General features: G+C 39.8%; 13 protein-coding genes. 8 read left to right on the forward strand and 5 right to left on the reverse strand.

The features are described 5' to 3' along the window. Positions 1–63 precede the first annotated feature (63 nt). The gene (locus tag LC608_RS21950) at positions 64–783 is read left to right on the forward strand and encodes a response regulator transcription factor (RefSeq protein ID WP_229555602.1); all 720 of its coding nucleotides are present in this window, start codon (positions 64–66) and stop codon (positions 781–783) included. Between the two features lie 585 nt (positions 784–1,368). On the opposite strand, the gene LC608_RS21955 is transcribed toward LC608_RS21950, so the two are convergent. Then, on the reverse strand, positions 1,369–1,965 hold the full coding sequence (locus tag LC608_RS21955) for a hypothetical protein (protein WP_229555526.1): 597 nt from the start codon (positions 1,963–1,965) through the stop codon (positions 1,369–1,371). 202 nt (positions 1,966–2,167) lie between these two features. Continuing rightward, entirely contained in the window at positions 2,168–3,517 is a 1,350-nt protein-coding gene (locus LC608_RS21960; protein ID WP_229555527.1) for an OB-fold nucleic acid binding domain-containing protein, read from the reverse strand. A gap of 472 nt (positions 3,518–3,989) precedes the next feature. On the opposite strand from LC608_RS21960, the gene LC608_RS21965 reads away from it, so the two are divergent. Beyond that, positions 3,990–4,961 (forward strand): SGNH/GDSL hydrolase family protein, encoded by a 972-nt coding sequence (locus LC608_RS21965; RefSeq protein ID WP_229555528.1) that lies wholly within the window; start codon positions 3,990–3,992, stop codon positions 4,959–4,961. A gap of 358 nt (positions 4,962–5,319) precedes the next feature. On the opposite strand, the gene LC608_RS21970 is transcribed toward LC608_RS21965, so the two are convergent. Both LC608_RS21970 and LC608_RS21975 read right to left on the reverse strand, forming a co-directional pair. After that, positions 5,320–6,402 carry a response regulator gene (locus tag LC608_RS21970; protein ID WP_229555529.1) on the reverse strand — a complete coding sequence of 361 codons (1,083 nt, stop codon included), beginning with the start codon at positions 6,400–6,402 and terminating at the stop codon, positions 5,320–5,322. A 1,458-nt stretch (positions 6,403–7,860) separates the two neighbouring features. Next, on the reverse strand, positions 7,861–8,349 hold the full coding sequence (locus LC608_RS21975; RefSeq protein ID WP_229555530.1) for a hypothetical protein: 489 nt from the start codon (positions 8,347–8,349) through the stop codon (positions 7,861–7,863). Between the two features lie 625 nt (positions 8,350–8,974). On the opposite strand from LC608_RS21975, the gene LC608_RS21980 reads away from it, so the two are divergent. From LC608_RS21980 to LC608_RS22005, 6 genes are all read left to right on the forward strand, one after another. Continuing rightward, positions 8,975–9,115, forward strand: coding sequence for a hypothetical protein (locus LC608_RS21980; protein ID WP_229555531.1), 141 nt, complete (start codon positions 8,975–8,977; stop codon positions 9,113–9,115). Between the two features lie 1,195 nt (positions 9,116–10,310). Then, the gene (locus LC608_RS21985; protein ID WP_229555532.1) at positions 10,311–11,540 is read left to right on the forward strand and encodes a sedoheptulose 7-phosphate cyclase; all 1,230 of its coding nucleotides are present in this window, start codon (positions 10,311–10,313) and stop codon (positions 11,538–11,540) included. Between the two features lie 4 nt (positions 11,541–11,544). After that, on the forward strand, positions 11,545–12,378 hold the full coding sequence (locus LC608_RS21990) for an O-methyltransferase (RefSeq protein WP_229555533.1): 834 nt from the start codon (positions 11,545–11,547) through the stop codon (positions 12,376–12,378). Positions 12,379–12,558: 180 nt separating this feature from the next. Further along, positions 12,559–13,587 (forward strand): D-alanine--D-alanine ligase, encoded by a 1,029-nt coding sequence (locus LC608_RS21995; RefSeq protein WP_229555534.1) that lies wholly within the window; start codon positions 12,559–12,561, stop codon positions 13,585–13,587. 199 nt (positions 13,588–13,786) lie between these two features. Continuing rightward, positions 13,787–15,166: an ATP-grasp enzyme gene (locus tag LC608_RS22000; RefSeq protein ID WP_229555535.1), complete on the forward strand. Its 1,380-nt coding sequence runs from the start codon at positions 13,787–13,789 to the stop codon at positions 15,164–15,166. Between the two features lie 127 nt (positions 15,167–15,293). Beyond that, positions 15,294–16,622 carry an ATP-grasp domain-containing protein gene (locus LC608_RS22005; RefSeq protein WP_229555536.1) on the forward strand — a complete coding sequence of 443 codons (1,329 nt, stop codon included), beginning with the start codon at positions 15,294–15,296 and terminating at the stop codon, positions 16,620–16,622. Between the two features lie 220 nt (positions 16,623–16,842). Here the strand turns inward: LC608_RS22005 and LC608_RS22010 are convergent, their stop codons facing one another. After that, positions 16,843–19,428, reverse strand: coding sequence for a GAF domain-containing protein (locus tag LC608_RS22010; protein ID WP_229555537.1), 2,586 nt, complete (start codon positions 19,426–19,428; stop codon positions 16,843–16,845). Positions 19,429–19,857: the final 429 nt, after the last annotated feature.

The following is a 19,857-nucleotide window of genomic DNA, read 5'->3' on the forward strand; positions in this document are numbered from 1 at the left end:
TTAACAGAAACACGTAAAGCAAAACTGGCGCAACGAATCGCCCAATCTACAATAGGCAGCATTATGGTTATGGTTCCCGCTACTACTCCCAAAATTCTGATCGTCGATGACGACTTTAGTGTGCGAAATCTGGTCTATCGTTTTTTAAGCCGGAAATATCAGATAGAGTCCGCAGCAGATGGTAAGACTGCCTTATCGTTGTTTGAGCAATTCAACCCGGCCTTAGTGATTCTGGATTGGAATTTGCCGGATCTTAATGGTTATAGCCTCTGCCAAGAAATGCAGAGCCGTACTAATGTTTTAGTGCTGATACTGACCAGTAGGACTGACGAGGCTGATAAAATTAAAATCTTAAGCGCAGGTGCTGATGATTTCATGACTAAACCGTTTAGTCTTGCAGAAGTTGAAGTTAGAGTGGAAGCTCTTTTAAGACGGATACGCTACATCAACCCCTCCCCGACACAACGGATCATTTTTAAGCAGTTAGCAATTAACCCAGAGGGCCGGGAGGTAACACTTAACGAGAAACCTCTTGCTTTAACAGCACTGGAATTTAATATCTTACATTTTTTGGCAAGTCATCCTAATCAGGCTTGGAGTCGTCCACAACTAATTCAAAAAATTTGGGGTTGCGACTACGTGGGAGATGGCCGAGTGGTTGATGTGCATATTGGTCAGCTTCGCAAGAAAATGGAAGTCGATGCCAGCATACCGGAGTTTATTAAAACTGTGCGGGGCTATGGTTACAAGTTTGAAGTACCTGACGAAAATACTAATTCCTGAGCTTTCTGATTTCAGAAGTAGTTCATAAAAAGAATGACTCAGATAAGTGAGCATTAGTATTATTGCTGATTCAAACAGTTTTACCGAGGATTAACCGTATGACTTGTGCTAATTTGGGACGTTGATCCAAACTGATTTAGAGAAAGGCTTTATCTAGTGCTAAAACCAAAAGTGCAACTACCGCCAATTCAAAATAGGTGATTTTGCCTTGTCACCTGAGTACGTGAAAGATTTTCCTTACTTTGAAATTTACTAAATCCACCAAAAATTATTAGAGTGAATCTAACGGATTTAACCGATAGCCCACCCAATCTAAGGCAAACCATTGCGCCCTTTCTCTATCAGCGATGGGTGTGCAGATAAGCTAATGAGGATTTAAGTTGCATAAAAGCAGGTCTGTAGCCCCTACGACAACCGAATCAACCTGGAAAGATGAATAACGATTAGCTTACTATTCGATCTCGTCAAATAGACGGCTTTGGACTCTGACTTGCGTAGGCTAGCAAAAATCGCCAGGTATCGCTCCACAAATTCTACAAGGTTATCGGGGGCAAATCACCGAAAAAAGTATACTTGGGTCTTGGCTCAACCTTTCAAATTAACCTTCCCCTCAAGCTTTGACCCATCTTGATGAGATAAAAATTTTTCACTACTGTGATAGCTTCTTCGCCATTTTTCCAGATGCTCTATAGATATTGATTTAGAAATGACGTTCACGCTATTTCCTCGCCAAGCAACTTCTGCATCTGTTGTAAAAACCCCGCATTCTAATTGATCTAGCCTTATATTCCAATATTCACTAAACCGGCCTTTCAAAGTAATAACTTGCTCAAATACCTTATTTCTGTGTTTATTTCTTCTTTTTCTTTCAGTAGCTCCTGTTGCTTCTGTATCAATAAACTTGGTTTCAATTAAAAACAGGCTTCCTTTAAAGGTCTGATAGACAAAATCACACTTTCCTAAATCTGTATAATCTGAAATTGGAGATTTTTCAAATAACAGTAATTCAGCGCACGAGGGAAATAAGTCTTTAATATTCAGAAATAAATAAGCTTGCAATAAAAGTTCCTTATCATAAGGAAATAAGATAACTCCTTCAAAAAATTTTTTAATGTCCTCCTGAGTTTGGGGTTGAATGATTTTACAGTATGAAACAAATTTATGTAGCTCGTTCACGATCATCAAGTTATAACTCCTTCCCCCAGTCGCAGTCTTAAGGGTCTTAGCATAAAAATATACCATCGCCTCAGGTAAATCATCATCCGCATAAGTAACTAAAAAAACTATTGCAAGCCTGCATACTTAAGGCAATTTACTGTTGACGGTTCAGTAAAACTGATTGTTAAGCTGCTTTTCAGTATTAGTGAACTTTTCACTTCTGGCTTCAGATACCAGTCAAGGACTTGATATGAGCAGGAAAACTGGCATTTTGCAAAGCTTGAACGGTTATTCTAGAATCTTGTACGCAAAATTGCCAACCCAAGCGAACAAGTTTCCGAGAATTTTCAGTTTGTATAATTCCGATCACTGGCATTTTTGCCTTTTCTTTGTCTCCTGAGTGTTCTTGCAAAATTATTTTCAAGCGATGTAGTTCATCGATATTACCTGCTTGCTGGGGATTTAATTCCACCATTACCATTTGTACTGTTTCCACTGGCTCTGCATCTTCAAGAATAAATTGAGTTTGCTCGTCACGTCGATCTACTTTTCCCCAAATAATCAATCTAGTGTCAACTTGGAGTAGGGAGCTAATGCGTTCATAGGTTTTAGGAAAGACTACAGCTTCTGATTGTGTAGTGAGGTCTTCTATCTGCAAAATTGCCATTTGATCGCCTTTTTTAGTAACCACTTTTTTGACGTTATTCAACATGACAACTGCACAAAGCCTTATTTCTTCCCTTTGCTCTCCCAGTTGCGAAAGGTTAATTGGAGTCAAAAGTGGTGTTATTTGCCGTAAGGATTTCAATGGATGATCTGATACATAAAATCCTAATAATTCTTTCTCCATCTGCAACTTTTTCTGTGGTGGCAAGTCCATCACAGGTTTAGATTTGGGAGCAGTTTCAAAGGCATTATTTGCTCTTTTGGTGGGAGTAGAAGAAAATCCGTCGCCTAATAAATCTAAGAGATTTCCTTGACCACTAGCTCTGTCTTTAGCGCGAGATTGTGCCCAATCATACACTAATTCTAAGTCGTTAATTAACTGTTGACGGTTGGGTTCAATTTTGTCAAAGGCTCCACAGTAAATCAGCGATTCCATAGTGCGGCGGTTAACAGCACGTAAATCCACGCGATCGCAAAAATCAGCAAGGGATTTAAATCCTGTCTCATTTCTCGCTTCCAAAATACAAGCGATCGCACTCTGTCCGACGTTACGCACTGCCGAAAATCCAAACAGAATTTTTCCTGCCGTTGGCGTAAAATCAACACCAGAACGATTAATATCTGGCGGGTCTATGGAAATACCCATATTTGTACAGTTAGTAATATATCTCTGTACCTTATCGGTATCGCCACTATTAGCCGTTAACAGCGCCGCCATATATTCCAATGGGTAATTAGCTTTTAAATATGCCGTTTGATAAGTCACATAACCATAGGCAGTCGAATGGGATTTATTGAAACAATTAGAAGCTATTAACCCATTTTTGATCGCAAAATTATGGTCATGCTCAACCCCTATGTCATAGACATTTTGTTTTCCTAAATATTTGCGTGTGACTATTTTAATCATCCTAGCCTACCCCCGAAAAAATTTTGCTAACTTGATAAAATGATGACAATTGTAATTCTTGTAATACTATAATAAAAAATTATATCACTATAAAACACTGCTATACTCTTACACAAAAATAGCCAAAATATATCAAACTTTTGGCAAACCCTTAAATAGACAGTTAACAGCTATACAATTGCTGTTTTAAAGCTTATTAGACACGTTCCAATACATATTAATCCGCTTAATCAGATGCTTGGCGAGTAGGAAAGAAGCATGGGATCTCTTGGCTGGGGAGAAAAGTTTTATAAGAGAAGGCAGTTCTTGCTGGAGGAATAAAAGTATTAATGAAAATTTTAGTTGTGGATATAAAGCTTACTAGTATAAAAAGATTTATGTCGAGCGCCTCCTGCCTCCATGCCTCTATCCAATGCCCGATGCGTCAGTTACTATCGTTGAAAAGCAACTCAGTATAAGAGGGTGTAAGTAGGTGAAAGTCGCGTTGATCGTATTTTTAGTGGTGGTTGTGGGATTATTTGTGGTAGTCGAGATCGGACTGCGATCGCTTTTTGGCTTTGGTAATCCCCTGATTTACATTGCCGATGAGCAGATTGGTTATTTATTGGCTCCTAACCAGCGTACCCATCGTTTTGGTAATCGCATTGAAATTAATGAGTATTCTATGCGAGGTAGTCCGCTTAAGAAGACACCTGCACCCTCTGGGTTGCGAATTTTACTGTTAGGCGATTCTATTGCTAATGGCGGCTGGTGGACAGATCAGACTAATACAATATCCACGATGATGATGCGTTCTCTGGCATCATCCACTAATCGTAATTATCAGGAAGTAGAAGTGCTGAATGCTTCAGCTAACTCTTGGGGGCCAAGGAACGAGTTAGCTTATTTACAGAAGTTTAGCAATTTTAACGCTCAAGCAGTAGTGTTATTAATTAATACCGATGATTTGTTTGCTACTGCTCCCACTTCTTTACCGGTAGGACGCGATCGCAACTATCCCAATAGTAAACCTCCCCTAGCATTGGTGGAAGTGTGGCAACGTTATATCGTCAAGCAACAGCCAATTCCCGAAATCAAAGCAGTGCAAAATGAAGCAGGCGATCGCGTGGGGATTAATTTGGAGGCGATCGGCAAGATTCAAGCTCTGAATCGCCAAACCAATAGCCAATTTCTCCTAGCCATGACTCCCTTACTACGAGAAATTGGTGAACCGGGCCCCCGCGATTACGAAATTATTGCACGCCAGCGCTTGAACGACTATACTAAAGCCCAACAAATTAACTATATAGACTTTTTACCGATATTCAATTCAATTGCCAACCCGCAAGGTTTGTATCACGACCACATTCACCTCAACTTACAAGGTAATAAAGTTGTCAGTGAAGTTATGGAGCGATCGCTTTTGGAAATTCTAACGGAAATAGCACTTCCTCAGAGCTACTAAGGTCATTAATCCTATCCAAAAAAAAGGTTCGTAGTGAGCGATTTATTGCTCAATTTCAAATGCCCATAAGCGGTGAGTGGAATTTGTTTTGATGAAGCGAGACAATTCATATCTAATTATCCCCGGTATTACTACATCAGTAACAATCGAATTTGGTTTTTTTTAAGATTATTTCTAGAGCTTTTTTCGCACTGGTCCTTTTAATAAGATTCTAACCCTATCTATGAGATAACGACCAACTAATTTAAATTTATTCAGAGAATATTTTTAACTGAAATAGTGTAATTTAGCTAATATTAAACCTTAAATCTCCAAGAAATACCTTAACTTCTGTGGAGTTAGTTTTTATACCAATAATTTAAACAATATGTTTAAATATTATTTTTAGTAAATCTCCTTGTGTAAAAGGCTTAGTTAAATAACCTGATGCTCTTACTATCTTAGCTTTAGCTCTATCTAGAAATCCTAATTTTTCTGACACCATAATCACAGGTGTATTTTTAAAATTTGAGTGTTTACGCAGCAAAGAGCAGAGTTCATACCCATCCAAATTAGGCATTGAAATATCCAACAAAATGATGTCGGGTTTGGTGTGAACAATCTGCATTAAAGCCTTTAAAGAATCGGTGACTCCCACAACAGAAAATATTTGCTCATCTAAATAACTTTTAATAGTATTCAATATTGTAGGGCTGTCATCAATACAAAAGATCGTGTAGATTTTTTTGTCAGCAGGTGGTTTGGTGATTTGCTGACTCCTATGTTCATTGGTATTAATAGAATAGGTTGGCGGCTTATAGCCGTTTGTTGTAGACCAGTTTGGTGTACTTTTGCTTTTAGGTTTTAGCTCATTTATTTTGAACAATTCTGAAGGGTTGGATTGAGAAGTTGGCGATGTCTGACGATAAGCCGCTTCTCTTCGGGGTGTTTGACATCGTTCAACTAGTAAGCGGAGATTCAGATGACAAAACTTTGGCATATCATCGAGAAAGCTTTCAGGGATAAATTCATAGCTCCCCTCGTCTAAGTTCAAAAATGACTCCAGAACTTCTAGCGCCAATCGCTCTATCAGTATCGCCGCTTGAGAGGGACTGATATATTTCTGATTGACTAACCAACAAATAGCCAAATAATCTGGGTTCGGTATTGCCTGATTTTCAATACCAGTTTCAAATATCGCCCGCAACTGTTCGTGGATTTCATGAGGGAGAGTAGAAATTTGCTGACTCAAGCGTTGCAAATTTCTGTAGAGTGGCTCAAACATTTTCTCTGAATAGCAGGCATAAATTAGTTTACCCTCGTCTACATATATCGACCAAGAGCCTGATGTGCTAAATACCTGCAAACAACCAGTAACCGACTTACCAGTGATTTTTTTCAACAAAGATAAAGGCTGAAGCTTTTGGAAAAATCTGTATCTACTAATCGGAAGTGTCTTCATTAGGATGGTTTTGGAATAAAATTAACATTTGTTTGCACGTAAAATTAGTGAATTACCTTTTCAGAATTCACTGCGACTTTGTTGGAAGCACTATCAGATAAATATAGCGGTCACATTTGAGTTAGTACAGAGATTCCACACCCCCCAACTCTTAATTCACCAATCTCTGTTAAGCTATAAAGCACGAGTTACAAATAAACCAATCCATGTTATTGCCCAATGGCAAAATGGCCTGACTGGTTGTCAGGATATAGTATTTCAAAAATTAGATCGGTTTTCTGTATCTTTCGCTAATCTAGCCAATCTAACAGTAACTCAAGTGCAACGCATAGACCATTGGCTCTCGCCCATCAGTCACAAAAGCATCATTGGTATCCGTATTTAGCAGCCTAAAATTGTAGATACACTTTAGTTTTCGTGCCAAGGTTGTTTTGCCTCTGATACTAAAATTGAAAACGACCAAAATCTACTGTAATATAGATGAAAATGGTTCTAAATCAAGGCTTTTGAGCATTAAATCCGCGCTGACGAACAATGTTTTTGCAGTCGTGACGAAAGTCGTAAAGCACTTCTGCTTGAAGTTTATTCTTGAGGCTAACTTTTTCAAGAGAAAACGTATTATTAGAAACTAAGCATTAAAAAGTTAAATGTCTTACTTAGGTTTGTGATTGTAGAGCAACCCTTAGTCTTGGGATTGGGTAAGATTATCACTTGCACAATAAGAATGGTAAAGCTCCGACTAAGGATGAGTTAGCTGGTAATTGCCGCCCTGATGGTGTGTGGTGAGATGCAACGGGCAACCAAATCAGCAGAAGGGAATTTCTTCATAATTACTGGAGACGGTTTCTAATGTTGTGTGGGGCTAAATAGTCACTCTGCACAATTTGAAGTGATAAATTCAAGAACTTGCAGCGAAATTCTTGATTGGTAGTACATACCTGCAAAATAGCTCTTTTCTGCTAGATGGTAGATAACAAGTAAGTAACCACTAAAATTCAGATTACTATAATTTTCAAAAAAAGTTAGCATAAATATATAAACTTCATGATAAATCAGTAAAGTAAACATGAAAACTAATTAATATTATTTTTCAGTATTTATTTGCTCAGATGTCCGGGAAGGCTGAGAATGTACAGTTAAAGATAATTTTGTATGTATATAGTAGTTTTCAGTTGAGTAGGTACTGAACCCCACCTCCAAGCCAGAAAGGGGGCTAATATGTACCTCATGTGCTTAGAAAACACTGTATTAAATTACACTTATAAATGAGTGAATCATTTTATAATAGCAATTTTTCTGAAAATCTCAAGTTTTAAAAGTCACAAGTATAAGTAGAAAATTATCCGTAATCGCATTCATGCATAAGGTATATTTAGCAAAAAGACGCAAAGAATTTCTTTGCGTCTTTGGCGTGAGATTTAGAACTAGATATTCTCACTGTTATAATTCTCCATCTACTTAAACTTGCTCCCGCCAGCACCAGCTTAAAAGCGTACCACCTGCCACCAGCTTAACTATTTCCAGTACCCAATAACTGCCGTGCAGTACATTCATTGTCGATGGAATAGCAGCAGCTTCAAATAGGTTGAGTTGAACTCCTATGGCGCACATCTGCGGAGTTAAGAAATAGGTGTCAAGCACAGCTATAGTTAGCAGCAGCACAGATAAAACAATACTGCCAATACTCCAGTGATATCGGGTTTTGCTCAAAGCTAGTGCCCCAGTCAGGACTATAGCAGCAGATAATAATTCCATCCGATTGAAGTTCCAAAAAATCGTATAGCCTGCTGTCGTAAAACCAGCTTGGCTCATCATGCCAGAAAGATAAAGGCTAGGCATAATTACCCAGTCTAAAACTAAGCTAGCACTGAGCCAAAAGCCCAGAGTTAATATGATCGCGGTTTGCCAAATTGGCCGTTTGAATTCAAAGTTAGAAATAGCAGTCATAAAATAATTGCGTATGTTGTATTTCTTAGTTTGTAACTTTACTAGCAGTTTGACAAGAAATATCAACTAACCTTTACAAAGCGATCGTTCTTAATTATTAACTCAATCCACCCAAGATTTTTTAAACTTAGTTAAGAACTATTAAGATATTTTAAAAAGTAATTTACATAAATTTTGTCTGTTAGAAATACTGAATTTTTTATATCAAAAGTAACTAAGCGATCGCGGCAACTGGAATGATGAATGATAGGTTTAAGTTTAAATTGATACAAAGACAGATTGCCAAAATCCTTAATTTGTTACAGCCTTCTCTTTCTGAAGCATCCTCTGTGGATTCAGTAAGTCGGCGAGAAAATTTCAATATATGTAAACTCAATTGTTTTAAAAACCCCGGCGTTGCATAAATGCGGGATGAATTGGCGGTTGAAACCGTTGAAAATTAGTTCCAAATTGGGCGAAATCATCCCCTGATTAAGCAACGCCGTTTTAAACCCCTAAATTTATTTATGGGGTTTACCAACTGAGTCTCCAGCATAGCTGCCTGCTGCCTTCTCATGTTGGTTTTCAAAAGTTTGTGGTTTACTCAACATTGTCTGTTTTATACGCAGACATGAGTAATAGCAAGTTGTCTTTGATCGTATTATTTGCTCAAAAGCCAGTCGGAGTTGTAGAACAGTGGGATGAATTGGGGCAAGCAGGGGAATCAGGGGCAGAATTTTGGAAGTTGCTATATCATTTCGCAACTATGCAACGCCAGCTAGCCTAGTAGAGATTTTGATTCTAAAGAAGATTAATTTTGGAAATATTGTATAATGTCACGTTCAAATAAGCCAATCCCATCTTCTGTATAAAATATCTATCTTTAGACATAGTTTTTTAAAAATATATTGTTATCCAGTACACTTCGCATGGTGGATTGACTTAAATTCATTAACATATGTTATGATTTTCATTATTCTAATGTTATGATTTGTGTTGTAATTTTAATTTATCATCTGGTAAATTATTTGCTAAATTAAGCTAAAGTAGTTTAATTGAGAACTTTAAAGACAATTCAAGCGAACTTAGAAGTTTTTAACAGACAACCGTTCCTTAAATAAAGTTAAAGTTTTGTTACTATTAACTCAGATATTTTTTAATTCTGAATTTTTAGGAGTTACCGAGGTAGGTATGCTGAATACTGAGCAGTAACTTGATTGAATGAAAAAAGAATTTTACTACCATTCTGAATAGAGTGTAGTGAGTCATGCTATCTGAGAATTAATCATGCCTGGAATCTCAAATGTCAGCCTGGAGATAGACAATATGAATAGTTTACTAGGATAGTAATTTTGCAAAGTCTAATGATTGGAAAGTTGCTAGAGACAAACATAGTGGAGTTAATAAAAATTCAAATAAACTTCCTAAAAGTCCACTGTTATTCTGAAGCAAATAGAATATAGCGAGTTTAGCGATATAAGGTTTGATAGTAATGCTAAAAAACAGCGAACTAACGATTAATCAGGGTTCTAATCTCAAATTTAAGCTTGGGGATCAACGATACGATAAGTTTTCTAGGCTAGGATTTTTGCGGAATCGTACAGTTGGAAAGCCACTAAAAATTAAACAAACATAGTGGAATAAATGTCAATTAAGATAAATTTTCCTCTCAGTAAAGTCAATAATCCCGAAAGAAAGAATGCAAGTATTATGGCAAAATCTTGCTAGTGGGACTAGTTGACTAGTTTAGAGGTTATCTTAAATTAGAGACTAGCATACCTACAGAATTTACTCCAATGAATGGTGTTGTTTAATAACATTGCCAGTCATAAATTTAAGTAAGCTTTTTTCTTGAAAGCTCATTTAATGATCTCTTTAATCTCAAACGATAAAGAGCAGTATCTCCTGCTGGCACACATTAGGGTAAATCGGAATTATTACCGAAATCTCACAATTTTTTAATTGGAATAAGGTCAAGACACATGAATAAAGTTCAAGCATCATTTGAAGCTACAGAATCTGCATTTCACGTCCAAGGTTATGAAAAAATCGATTTTAGTCTTGTCTATGTGAACGGTGCATTTGATATTGAAAACAGAGAAATAGCAGATAGCTATGCAAAATTTGGTCGCTGTCTGACTGTAATTGATGCTAATGTCCATGAACTTTATGGCGATCAGATCAGGTCGTATTTTAGACACTATGACATTGAACTGACAGTGTTTCCGATCATGATTACAGAGCCAGCTAAAACCCTTGCAACGTTTGAAAAAATTGTTGACGCTTTTTCGGATTTTGGCTTAGTTCGTAAAGAACCAGTCTTAGTTGTCGGTGGTGGTTTAGTTACTGATGTGGCTGGGTTCGCTTGTGCTTCTTACCGCCGCAAGAGCAACTATATCCGCATTCCTACCACGTTAATTGGTTTGATTGATGCAGGTGTAGCGATTAAGGTAGCAGTTAATCATCGCAAGTTGAAAAATCGCTTGGGAGCATATCATGCACCTTTGAAAGTGATCCTGGATTTCTCATTTTTGAAAACCTTGCCAACGTCTCAAGTTCGTAATGGGATGGCAGAGTTGGTGAAAATTGCTGTAGTTTCTAACTCCGAAGTCTTTGAACTGCTATACCAATATGGCGAAGAACTGCTTTCCACTCACTTTGGACATGTGAATGCTACACCGGAAATTAAAGAGATTGCCCATAAAGTCAACTATGAGGCAATCAAAACCATGTTGGAGTTAGAGACTCCTAACTTGCATGAAATAGACCTCGATCGCGTCATCGCCTACGGTCACACTTGGAGTCCTACCCTAGAATTAGCACCTCAGATACCCCTATATCATGGTCATGCGGTCAATATAGATATGGCTTTGTCTGCAACCATTGCAGCACAACGGGGCTATATTCCAACAGGAGAGCGCGATCGCATCCTAGACTTGATGAGTCGTATAGGTTTATCACTCGATCATCCTCTACTAGATGGGGATTTGCTCTGGGATGCTACCCAGTCTATAAGCTTGACACGAGATGGCAAACTACGTGCAGCCATGCCTTGTCCGATTGGTGAGTGCTTCTTTGCCAATGATCTGACTCGTGAAGAACTTGATGCTGCTTTAGTTGAACACAAACGTCTTTGTGCTAAATACCCTCGTGGCGGAAAAGGTGTTGACGCATACATTGAAAGTCAAGAAGCCAAGCTAGTAGGGGTGTGAAAATATGACGAGTGTTTTAGGACGAGAAACAGCTAGGCCGATAACGCCACATAGCATCTTAGTAGCCCAGCTACAGCAAACTCTCAAATTAGCACAAGAGAACAACATTTCCGTAGAGATATTAGATTCTTTGCGGCAGGGAGTTCAATTAGCGGCGGGTTTAGATCCCTACTTGGATGATTACACCACCCCGGAATCGAGCGCATTGACAGCATTGGCGCAAAAAACAAGCATTGAAGACTGGAGCAAGCGCTTCAGTGATGGTGAAACAGTGCGTCAACTAGAGCAGGAGATGCTCTCAGGACATCTTGAAGGACAGACATTGAAAATGTTTGTTCATATCACCAAGGCAAAGCGCATTCTAGAAGTAGGAATGTTCACAGGCTATTCAGCCTTAGCAATGGCAGAAGCATTACCAAGTGATGGGCAACTTATAGGTTGCGAAGTAGATCCCTATGTTGCTGAATTTGCTGTTCGTTGCTTTAGTGAGTCTCCCCACGGCGACAAAATCGTTGTGGAAGTAGCACCAGCTCTAGAGACACTCTACAAGCTGGCTGCGAGAAAAGAAGTATTTGATCTGATCTTCATTGATGCAGATAAAAAAGAGTATGTAAAGTACTTCCAGACCATTTTGGATAGTAACTTACTGACTCCCGACGGCTTAATCTGTGTGGATAATACTTTGTTGCAGGGACAAGTTTACCTACCACCCGAACAACGTACTGCCAACGGTGAAGCGATCGCTCAGTTCAACCGTATTGTCGCCGCCGATCCTCGTGTAGAGCAAGTTCTCTTGCCCATCCGAGATGGTATAACCTTGATTAGACGGGTTGTGTAATCGAGAGATAAGGGAGATGAGCAGAGAAGTCTAAGCCAAGGCTTAGACTTCAAAGGGATGAAGAAGATAAGAAGGAATAATTTTTCGCTTGCTTCCTCATCTCCCCTCAAGCTATTTTTTGTAATCGCAGTTGTTATACAAAATACAACAGTACTTAAGAAGAACTTAAGAAGATGAATCATGCCAGTACTTCGTATCCTTCATTTAGTTGGATCTGCATACAATGATTTTTACTGTCAGTTGTCACGCAATTACGCCCAAAGCTGTCTGGTAGCTACGGCAAATCCATCGCTTTATGACTTTTTAATTGCATACATAACACTTGATGGCCAGTGGCGATTTCCTTCCTCTCTCAGTCCAGAAGATATTGCTGTCGCTAAACCGATGTCTCTATCAGATGCCATACAGTTTATAACAGCGCAAAACATTGACCTGATGTTGCCACAAATGTTTTGTCTCCCTGGAATGACTGACTACCGGGCACTATTCGACTTGCTTAAGATCCCTTATATAGGGAATACTCCAGATGTCATGGCAATCACAGCCCACAAAGCCAGAACCAAAGCAATTGTCGCAGCAGCAGGGGTCAAAGTGCCTTCTGGAGAACTGCTCCGCCAAGGAGACGTTCCGACAATTATACCTCCAGCAGTCATCAAACCCGCAAATGCCGACAACTCTTTAGGGGTGTCCTTAGTCAAAGAAAAGAGTGAGTATGACGCTGCTTTGAAGAAAGCATTTGAATTTGCAGATGAGGTAATCGTAGAAACATTCATTGAAGCCGGTCGAGAAGTCAGATGCGGCGCTATTGTCAAAGATGGGGAGCTAATCGGTTTACCCCTTGAAGAGTATCAGATAGACCCGCAAACCAGACCCATCCGCAGCTATACTGACAAATTCAAAATACCAATCGAGGGTGATTTGGATTCAACTGCTAAAAATTATGTCCCAGGTTGGATTGTAGATATTAATGACCCGATCACCCAAAAGGTTCAGCAAGAAGTTAAGAAGTGTCATTTGGCTTTGGGCTGTCGCCATTATAGTTTATTTGACTTCCGGATCGACCCACAGGGACAACCTTGGTTTTTAGAAGCCGGGTTGTTTTGTATTTTTGACCATAACGCGGTGATTGCCTGTACGGCAAACGCAGCAGGAATTCCTTTAAATGAGTTATTTATGACGGCAATCAATGAAGCATTGAGCGTGGTCTAATGTCCGGTCACCTTTTTAGCTTTCTTCTGACTTGGAATAGCACAAGGTATTCGCTAGCGATAAGTAATAGAACTCTAATGTACATGCTTGCTCAAAATAGAGCGATCGCCTGAAAATTTAATGACTTCAAGTGCGTGTGCAACACCTATTTGTACTCCCCACCAGCCAAAGGTTCCACTATCATTTCACAATTACAACTATGAGGGAGCAGATTTTTGCCATATTCCAAAATTTGGGTACTCTTGCATTACTGGCGATCGCATTTCCCTTTAACTGCACCCTCGTACTTGCATCGCTGCTGTGGAATTTTTTCAGCCGATCAGATGCTAATCTTGTGGTTTTGAACGAGAATCCTAAAAATATTTTGATCGGTGGTGGTAGAATGACCAAAACCCTTCAGCTAGCGCGATCGTTTCACGCTGCTGGGCATCGAGTCATTTTATTTGATCTTGACAAATACTGGTTTAGTGGTTATCGATTTTCTAACTCTGTGGCTGGCTTTTACACAGTTCCTGACTCGCAAGAAGACTTAGAAGGCTATACTCAAGCCGTGCGTGCGATCGCCAAAAAAGAAAACATAGATTTTTTTGTCCCGGTAGGTATTTTTGCTGCCAGCTACTTTGACTCCGAGCGCAAACCAGTGTTATCAGGGTGTTGCGAGAGTTTCCACTTCGGCGCTGATACCATGAGTATGCTGGATAACAAGTTTACCTTTGCAGAAATTGCCCGCTCACTCTCGCTATCTGTCCCGAAAACCTTCTTAATTACAGATTCCGAACAAGTTCTTAAATTCGACTTTGCCAACGAAAAGCGCAAGTACATTCTCAAAAGTATTGTCTATGACTCTGTTTTACGCTTGGATTTGACCAAGCTACCAATGGAGTCTCATGAAAAAATGGCGCTTCATGTTAAAAGTAAGCCAATTAGTAAAGATAACCCTTGGATATTGCAAGAGTTTATTCCCGGTACAGAATACTGTACTCACGATACAGTGAGAAATGGTGCATTAACGGTACATTGCTGCTGTGAATCATCTGCTTTTCAAGTCAATTACGAAAACTTTGAACACCCAGAAATTAAAGAGTGGGTGAGTCATTTTGTCAAAGAACTACAACTGACTGGACAACTTTGTTTTGACTTCATTCAGGCGGAAGATGGGGCGATTTATGCGATCGAGTGCAACGCTCGCGCTCACTCTGCAATTACAATGTATTACAACCATCCTGGTTTAGCAGATGCCTATCTTAATAAAGAGCCTCCGGCTGAACCTCTGCAACCCCTGAGTGATAGTAAGCCTACTTATTGGCTTTATCATGAACTTTGGAGACTTAATGAAATTAGATCGTTAAAGCAGTTACAAAAGTGGTTTAAAAATATTTGGCGAGGAAAGGATGCAATCTTTGAAGTTAACGACCCACTACCGTTCTTAATGGTACATCATTGGCACATTCCTTTGCTATTACTCGATAGTTTGCGCTCCTTACGAACTTGGGTGAGGATTGATTTCAACATCGGCAAACTCATACAGTTTGGAGAAGACGTAAAATATAAAACCTCTACCTCTGCAACCCCTAAGTGATAGTAAGTCTAGTTATTGGCTTTAACACGAATAGAGACTTAATCAAATTAGATCGTTAAAGCAGTTGCAATTGTTTAAAAATATTTGACGAGGAAAGGATGCAATTTTGGATGTCACAATTCTAACTATGAAAAAGCATATTTTTGTAGTGTTCCAAAACTTGGGCACTCTTGTATTACTGGCGATCGCATTTCCTTTAAACTGTATCGTCGTCTTAACATCGCTACTGTGGAGCTTTATTAAGCAACCATTCAGTAAGTCAATTGTTGTCAACCCCAATTCCAAAAATATCTTGATTGCTGGCGCTAGAATGACTAAAACTCTTCAGCTAGCGCGTTCATTTCATGCTGCTGGACATCGGGTTATTATAATTGACATTGAGAAATTCTGGTCAAGTGGTAATAAATATTCCAACTCTGTTGCAGGCTTTTATACTGTTCCCGATCCCAGCAAAGATTTAGAAGGCTACATTGAAACCCTACACGCGATCGCTAAAACAGAAAAGATCGACTTTTTTATCCCAGTAGCGATTTTTTCCGTCATCCACTACGATCAAGGCAAGCCACCATTACCAGACTGTGTAGAGTTTTTCCACTTCGATGGTGATGTCACGAAGATCCTAGATGATAAGTTTGCCTTTTCCGAAACAGCGCGATCGTTCGGTTTATCTGTCCCCAAATCCTTCAAAATTACCGATCCCGAACAAGTCCTCAACTTTGACTTTTCTCAGGAGAAGCGCAAATACATTCTTAAAAGCATCCCCTATGATCAAGTGCGTCGCTTGAATCTCACCAAGCTACCTTGCGATACACCATCACAAACAGCAGCATTTGTCAATAGTCTGCCCATCAGTGAGGATAACCCCTGGATTATGCAGGAATTCATCCCTGGAAAGGAATACTGCACTCACACTACCGCGCGAGATGGAGAGTCAAGAATGTACTGCTGCTGTGAGTCATCCGCCTTTCAAGTCAACTACGAAAACGTTGATCAGCGAGAAATTATGCAATGGGCGAGTCATTTTACCAAAGAACTGGGAAAAACCGGGCAACTTTCCTTTGACTTCATCCAGGCAGAAGACGGAACTGTTTACGCGATTGAGTGTAACCCCCGGACTCACTCCGCCATTACTATGTTTTACAATCATCCAGGAGTAGCGGATGCCTATCTTGGTAAAGAGCCTCTGGCTGAATCTTTGCAGCCTCTTGGTGATAGTAAGCCAACCTATTGGCTGTACCACGAAGTTTGGCGGCTGAATGAGATTAGATCGTTTAAGCAACTGCAAACCTGGGTAAGAAACATCAGGCGGGGGAAAGAAGCAATTTTTGAGGTGAGTGATCCCTTACCGTTCTTGATGGTACATCACTGGCAGATTCCCTTACTCATTCTCGACAATTTACGAAGACTCAAAGGTTGGATAAGAATAGATTTTAATATGGGCGAGCTTATAGAATGATACCAATCCGCATTCAAAGCGTAATCTAGTACAGCACGGCGTAAATAAACCACCCATTCCAAATCAATGAAACGCTTAGGCTGTATTCATTTTGACTTTTGACTTTTGACTTTTGACTTTTGACTTTTGACTTTTGACTTCCGCCTTGCGGTACTAGTATGCTCCACATTACCTTCTGGTTTACAAGCCCCAACCGAAAAGTCGTGGGGGAGTTAGCCAGTTATTTTTCCTGAAATGTCCAGACTCCTTCATCCCAATCTGATTCTGTTGGGGGTGATTGTAACCAATGCTGACAACGCAACAGATGCAACATAGCAGCTTTGTCATGCTTATCTGCTGCTAAAACTTTGGCAAACTCGGCTCTAGCAAAGGAAAACTGGCGCTTGAGGTAATACTCGCGCCCTTTGTGATAATGCTCAATCACTTGCAATTTTTCGCTTTCAATAGGATTGGAACGCAAACCCAGTAATTCATATATGGCTACTGGCCCATTTCTACCCTTGACACGAATGTAATCTAGTTCCCTAGCCCAAATCTGATCTTGGCATGGCTTAAAAGTGTTATGGCTAATAATAATATCGCAACCATACTGTTTACTGACACTTTCTAATCGAGAGCCAAGATTAACGCCATCGCCAATGGCGGTAAATTCCATCCGCTTACTAGAGCCGATATTCCCACTAATCACGGTATCTGAGTTGATACCAATGCCGATTTTAATTCTAGGCTTATCATCTGTATAGCGACGCTGATTAAATTCGTGCAGACGATGGCGCATTTCTAAGGATGTTTGCACTGCCATCCAAGCGTGTTCTTCCAATGGTAGGGGAGAACCAAACACAGCCATGATGGCATCGCCGATATATTTATCAAGAGTGCCTTTATGTTTAAAGACTGCCTCCACCATTGATTCAAAATATTCATTAAGCATACTCACCACTTCTTCTGCTTCTAAGTTTTCCGTCAAAGTGGTGTAGCCGCGAATATCGGAAAATAAAATCGAAACTTCTTTGCGATCGCCTCCTAATTTAGCGTCATCTAATTTCAGCAATTCTTCGGCTAATTCCTGAGTCATGTAACGGTACATCGTACTCTTGAGCCGCTTTTCATCACTGATGTCTTCCATTACTACCAGCGCCCCCCGAACTTGCTCTTGGTCGCTAGCATCAGCTATTGTGTTAATCGATAAATTGATACTGTGCTGTTCTGTACCAGTAGTTAAGAGTGTGCGATCGGGGTAATATTGCTGGCGACCTTTTAAGTCGGCTGCATGTAAAGCATCCTGATACCACTTGCTAAAGTCACCTTCTTTGATGCCGATCGCATCAGTAACTAATTTGCCTTCTAAACGGTCTTCTGGCTCCAATCCTAGCAAACGTTTGGCACTTTCATTGGCGGCGATAATTAACCCCGTTTTATCAGTGGAAACTACTCCATTGGAAAGACTACGCAAAATGTCCCGTTGCATTTGTTCTTGTTGCTTAACTGTGGCAAACAACTGAGCATTTTGCAGCGCAACTCCCGCTTGAATATTAAAAGCTTCCATAAATTCTTCATCGTTGCGGTCAAAACTAGCTTGGAAGCAGTCGGGAGCTTTGGGCCAATCTGCTGGATTATAAGGTGGAAGATCCCCACTTTTCTTTTTATTTACGAGTTGGGTAACGCCAATCAGTTGTTGATCGGCGTTAAATACTGGCATACAAAGCAAGCTACAGGTGCGATAGCCATTTTGCTGATCGAGTTGTTTGGCAGTATCAGAGTCAGGATGGTAGTACAAATCAAAGGCAATATTCAATTTCTTGCCAGAAGCCGCTACTATACCAGCAAAGCCTTTACCTACGGGGACTCGTAACTCCTTAATTGAACCATCATCTTGGGTGATTTTCGTCCATAATTCATGGCGATCGCGGTCTATTAACCATAGTGTACTGCGATCGGCATTCATCAGTTCTTTGGCTTCATCCATTACCCGCTTCAGGGTGTCTTCTAAGTCGAGACTGCTTTGAGATAAAGACTTGATCGCCTTCATCAGCGCCGCCACTGCTCTTTGTTTTTGAGTGGCTACATAAAAAGAGCGCGAGGATTCTAAAATTAGGCGAATCGAAGGGGCAAATTCTTGAAATAATTGTTCGTCACCACAGATAAAACCTTTGGTATCAATCCGCTCTGCAAGTGGAAAATCGGGATTATTCGCACATTTTAATTTATTCAGTAATTGCACTACCGCAACTAACTGTCCATGTTCATTCAATAATGGCAAAGCCAGCATGGTGTAAGTGCGGTAGCCAGTTCTTTTTTCTTGTTCTTGGGCAAAATGCGATCGCGGATCGTTATAAAAATCAAAGGGAATATTAATAACTCGCTTAAAGGTGGCGACTTCCCCAGCAATGCCTTTATCGGCGGGGATGCGAATTTCTAAAGAGCGATCGCCCTCACCCTCAGCTAGAATCGACCAGAGTTCTTGTTTTTCTTCATCCAATAAAAATATCGTCGTCCGGTCTGCCCCCAGTAATTCCCCGGTTTTCAAGGTAATCGAATGCAACATTTCTTGCAGAAGAGTTTCAAATCCCTGAGAATCCAGCATTGACAGGGTTTGATGGACAATCTGTAATTTTTGCTCGACATCCTGAACGACCTGTTTAAAAGTATCTTGAGTCAGAGGAGCAAGAAACGTAGAAAAAGTTCCTTGTCTTGTGGCAAGAGCACCCACAGGAGCAGAATTTGCTTGTAATTCGAGGTTTTCTTGGTTGTGAACACCAATCATCAAATCGGTGGTCTCCCCACAACTTCCTTGATACACTGACATAATAGGTTTTTTATATAGCAGGATGAGATTTTAGATGTAACAATGCAACTAAATTTATGTAAGTGGTGCTAAAAGGAACAATTCCTTGATGTTATCCATAGTTTAATCGCTTGTTTAGCTAGCGTCATCCTGAGAAGCAAGGTGGAAGCCAATTACTTATGACTACAGTACAGATGTAGTAATACTCAGAACCCTTGCTACCATTTACACATAAGTCTTGTGAGAATCGTCAACAGGGCTATTTCATTCTCATCACACCCTGAAAAGGCTTTTTCCGCACTCCCCACTCCCTGTATACGCAAATAATTCTAAAAATCAAAGCGGACTGTTATATAAAATTTATGTAAAGCTTAAGTGTTATTAAGCTCGAAAACGTTCTTGATAATATATAAATTTAACTTATGTATTTTTAAATGGATTTCTTTAATA

Origin of the sequence: Nostoc sp. XA010 (assembly GCF_020829625.1) — a bacterium.
Lineage (GTDB): Bacteria > Cyanobacteriota > Cyanobacteriia > Cyanobacteriales > Nostocaceae > Nostoc.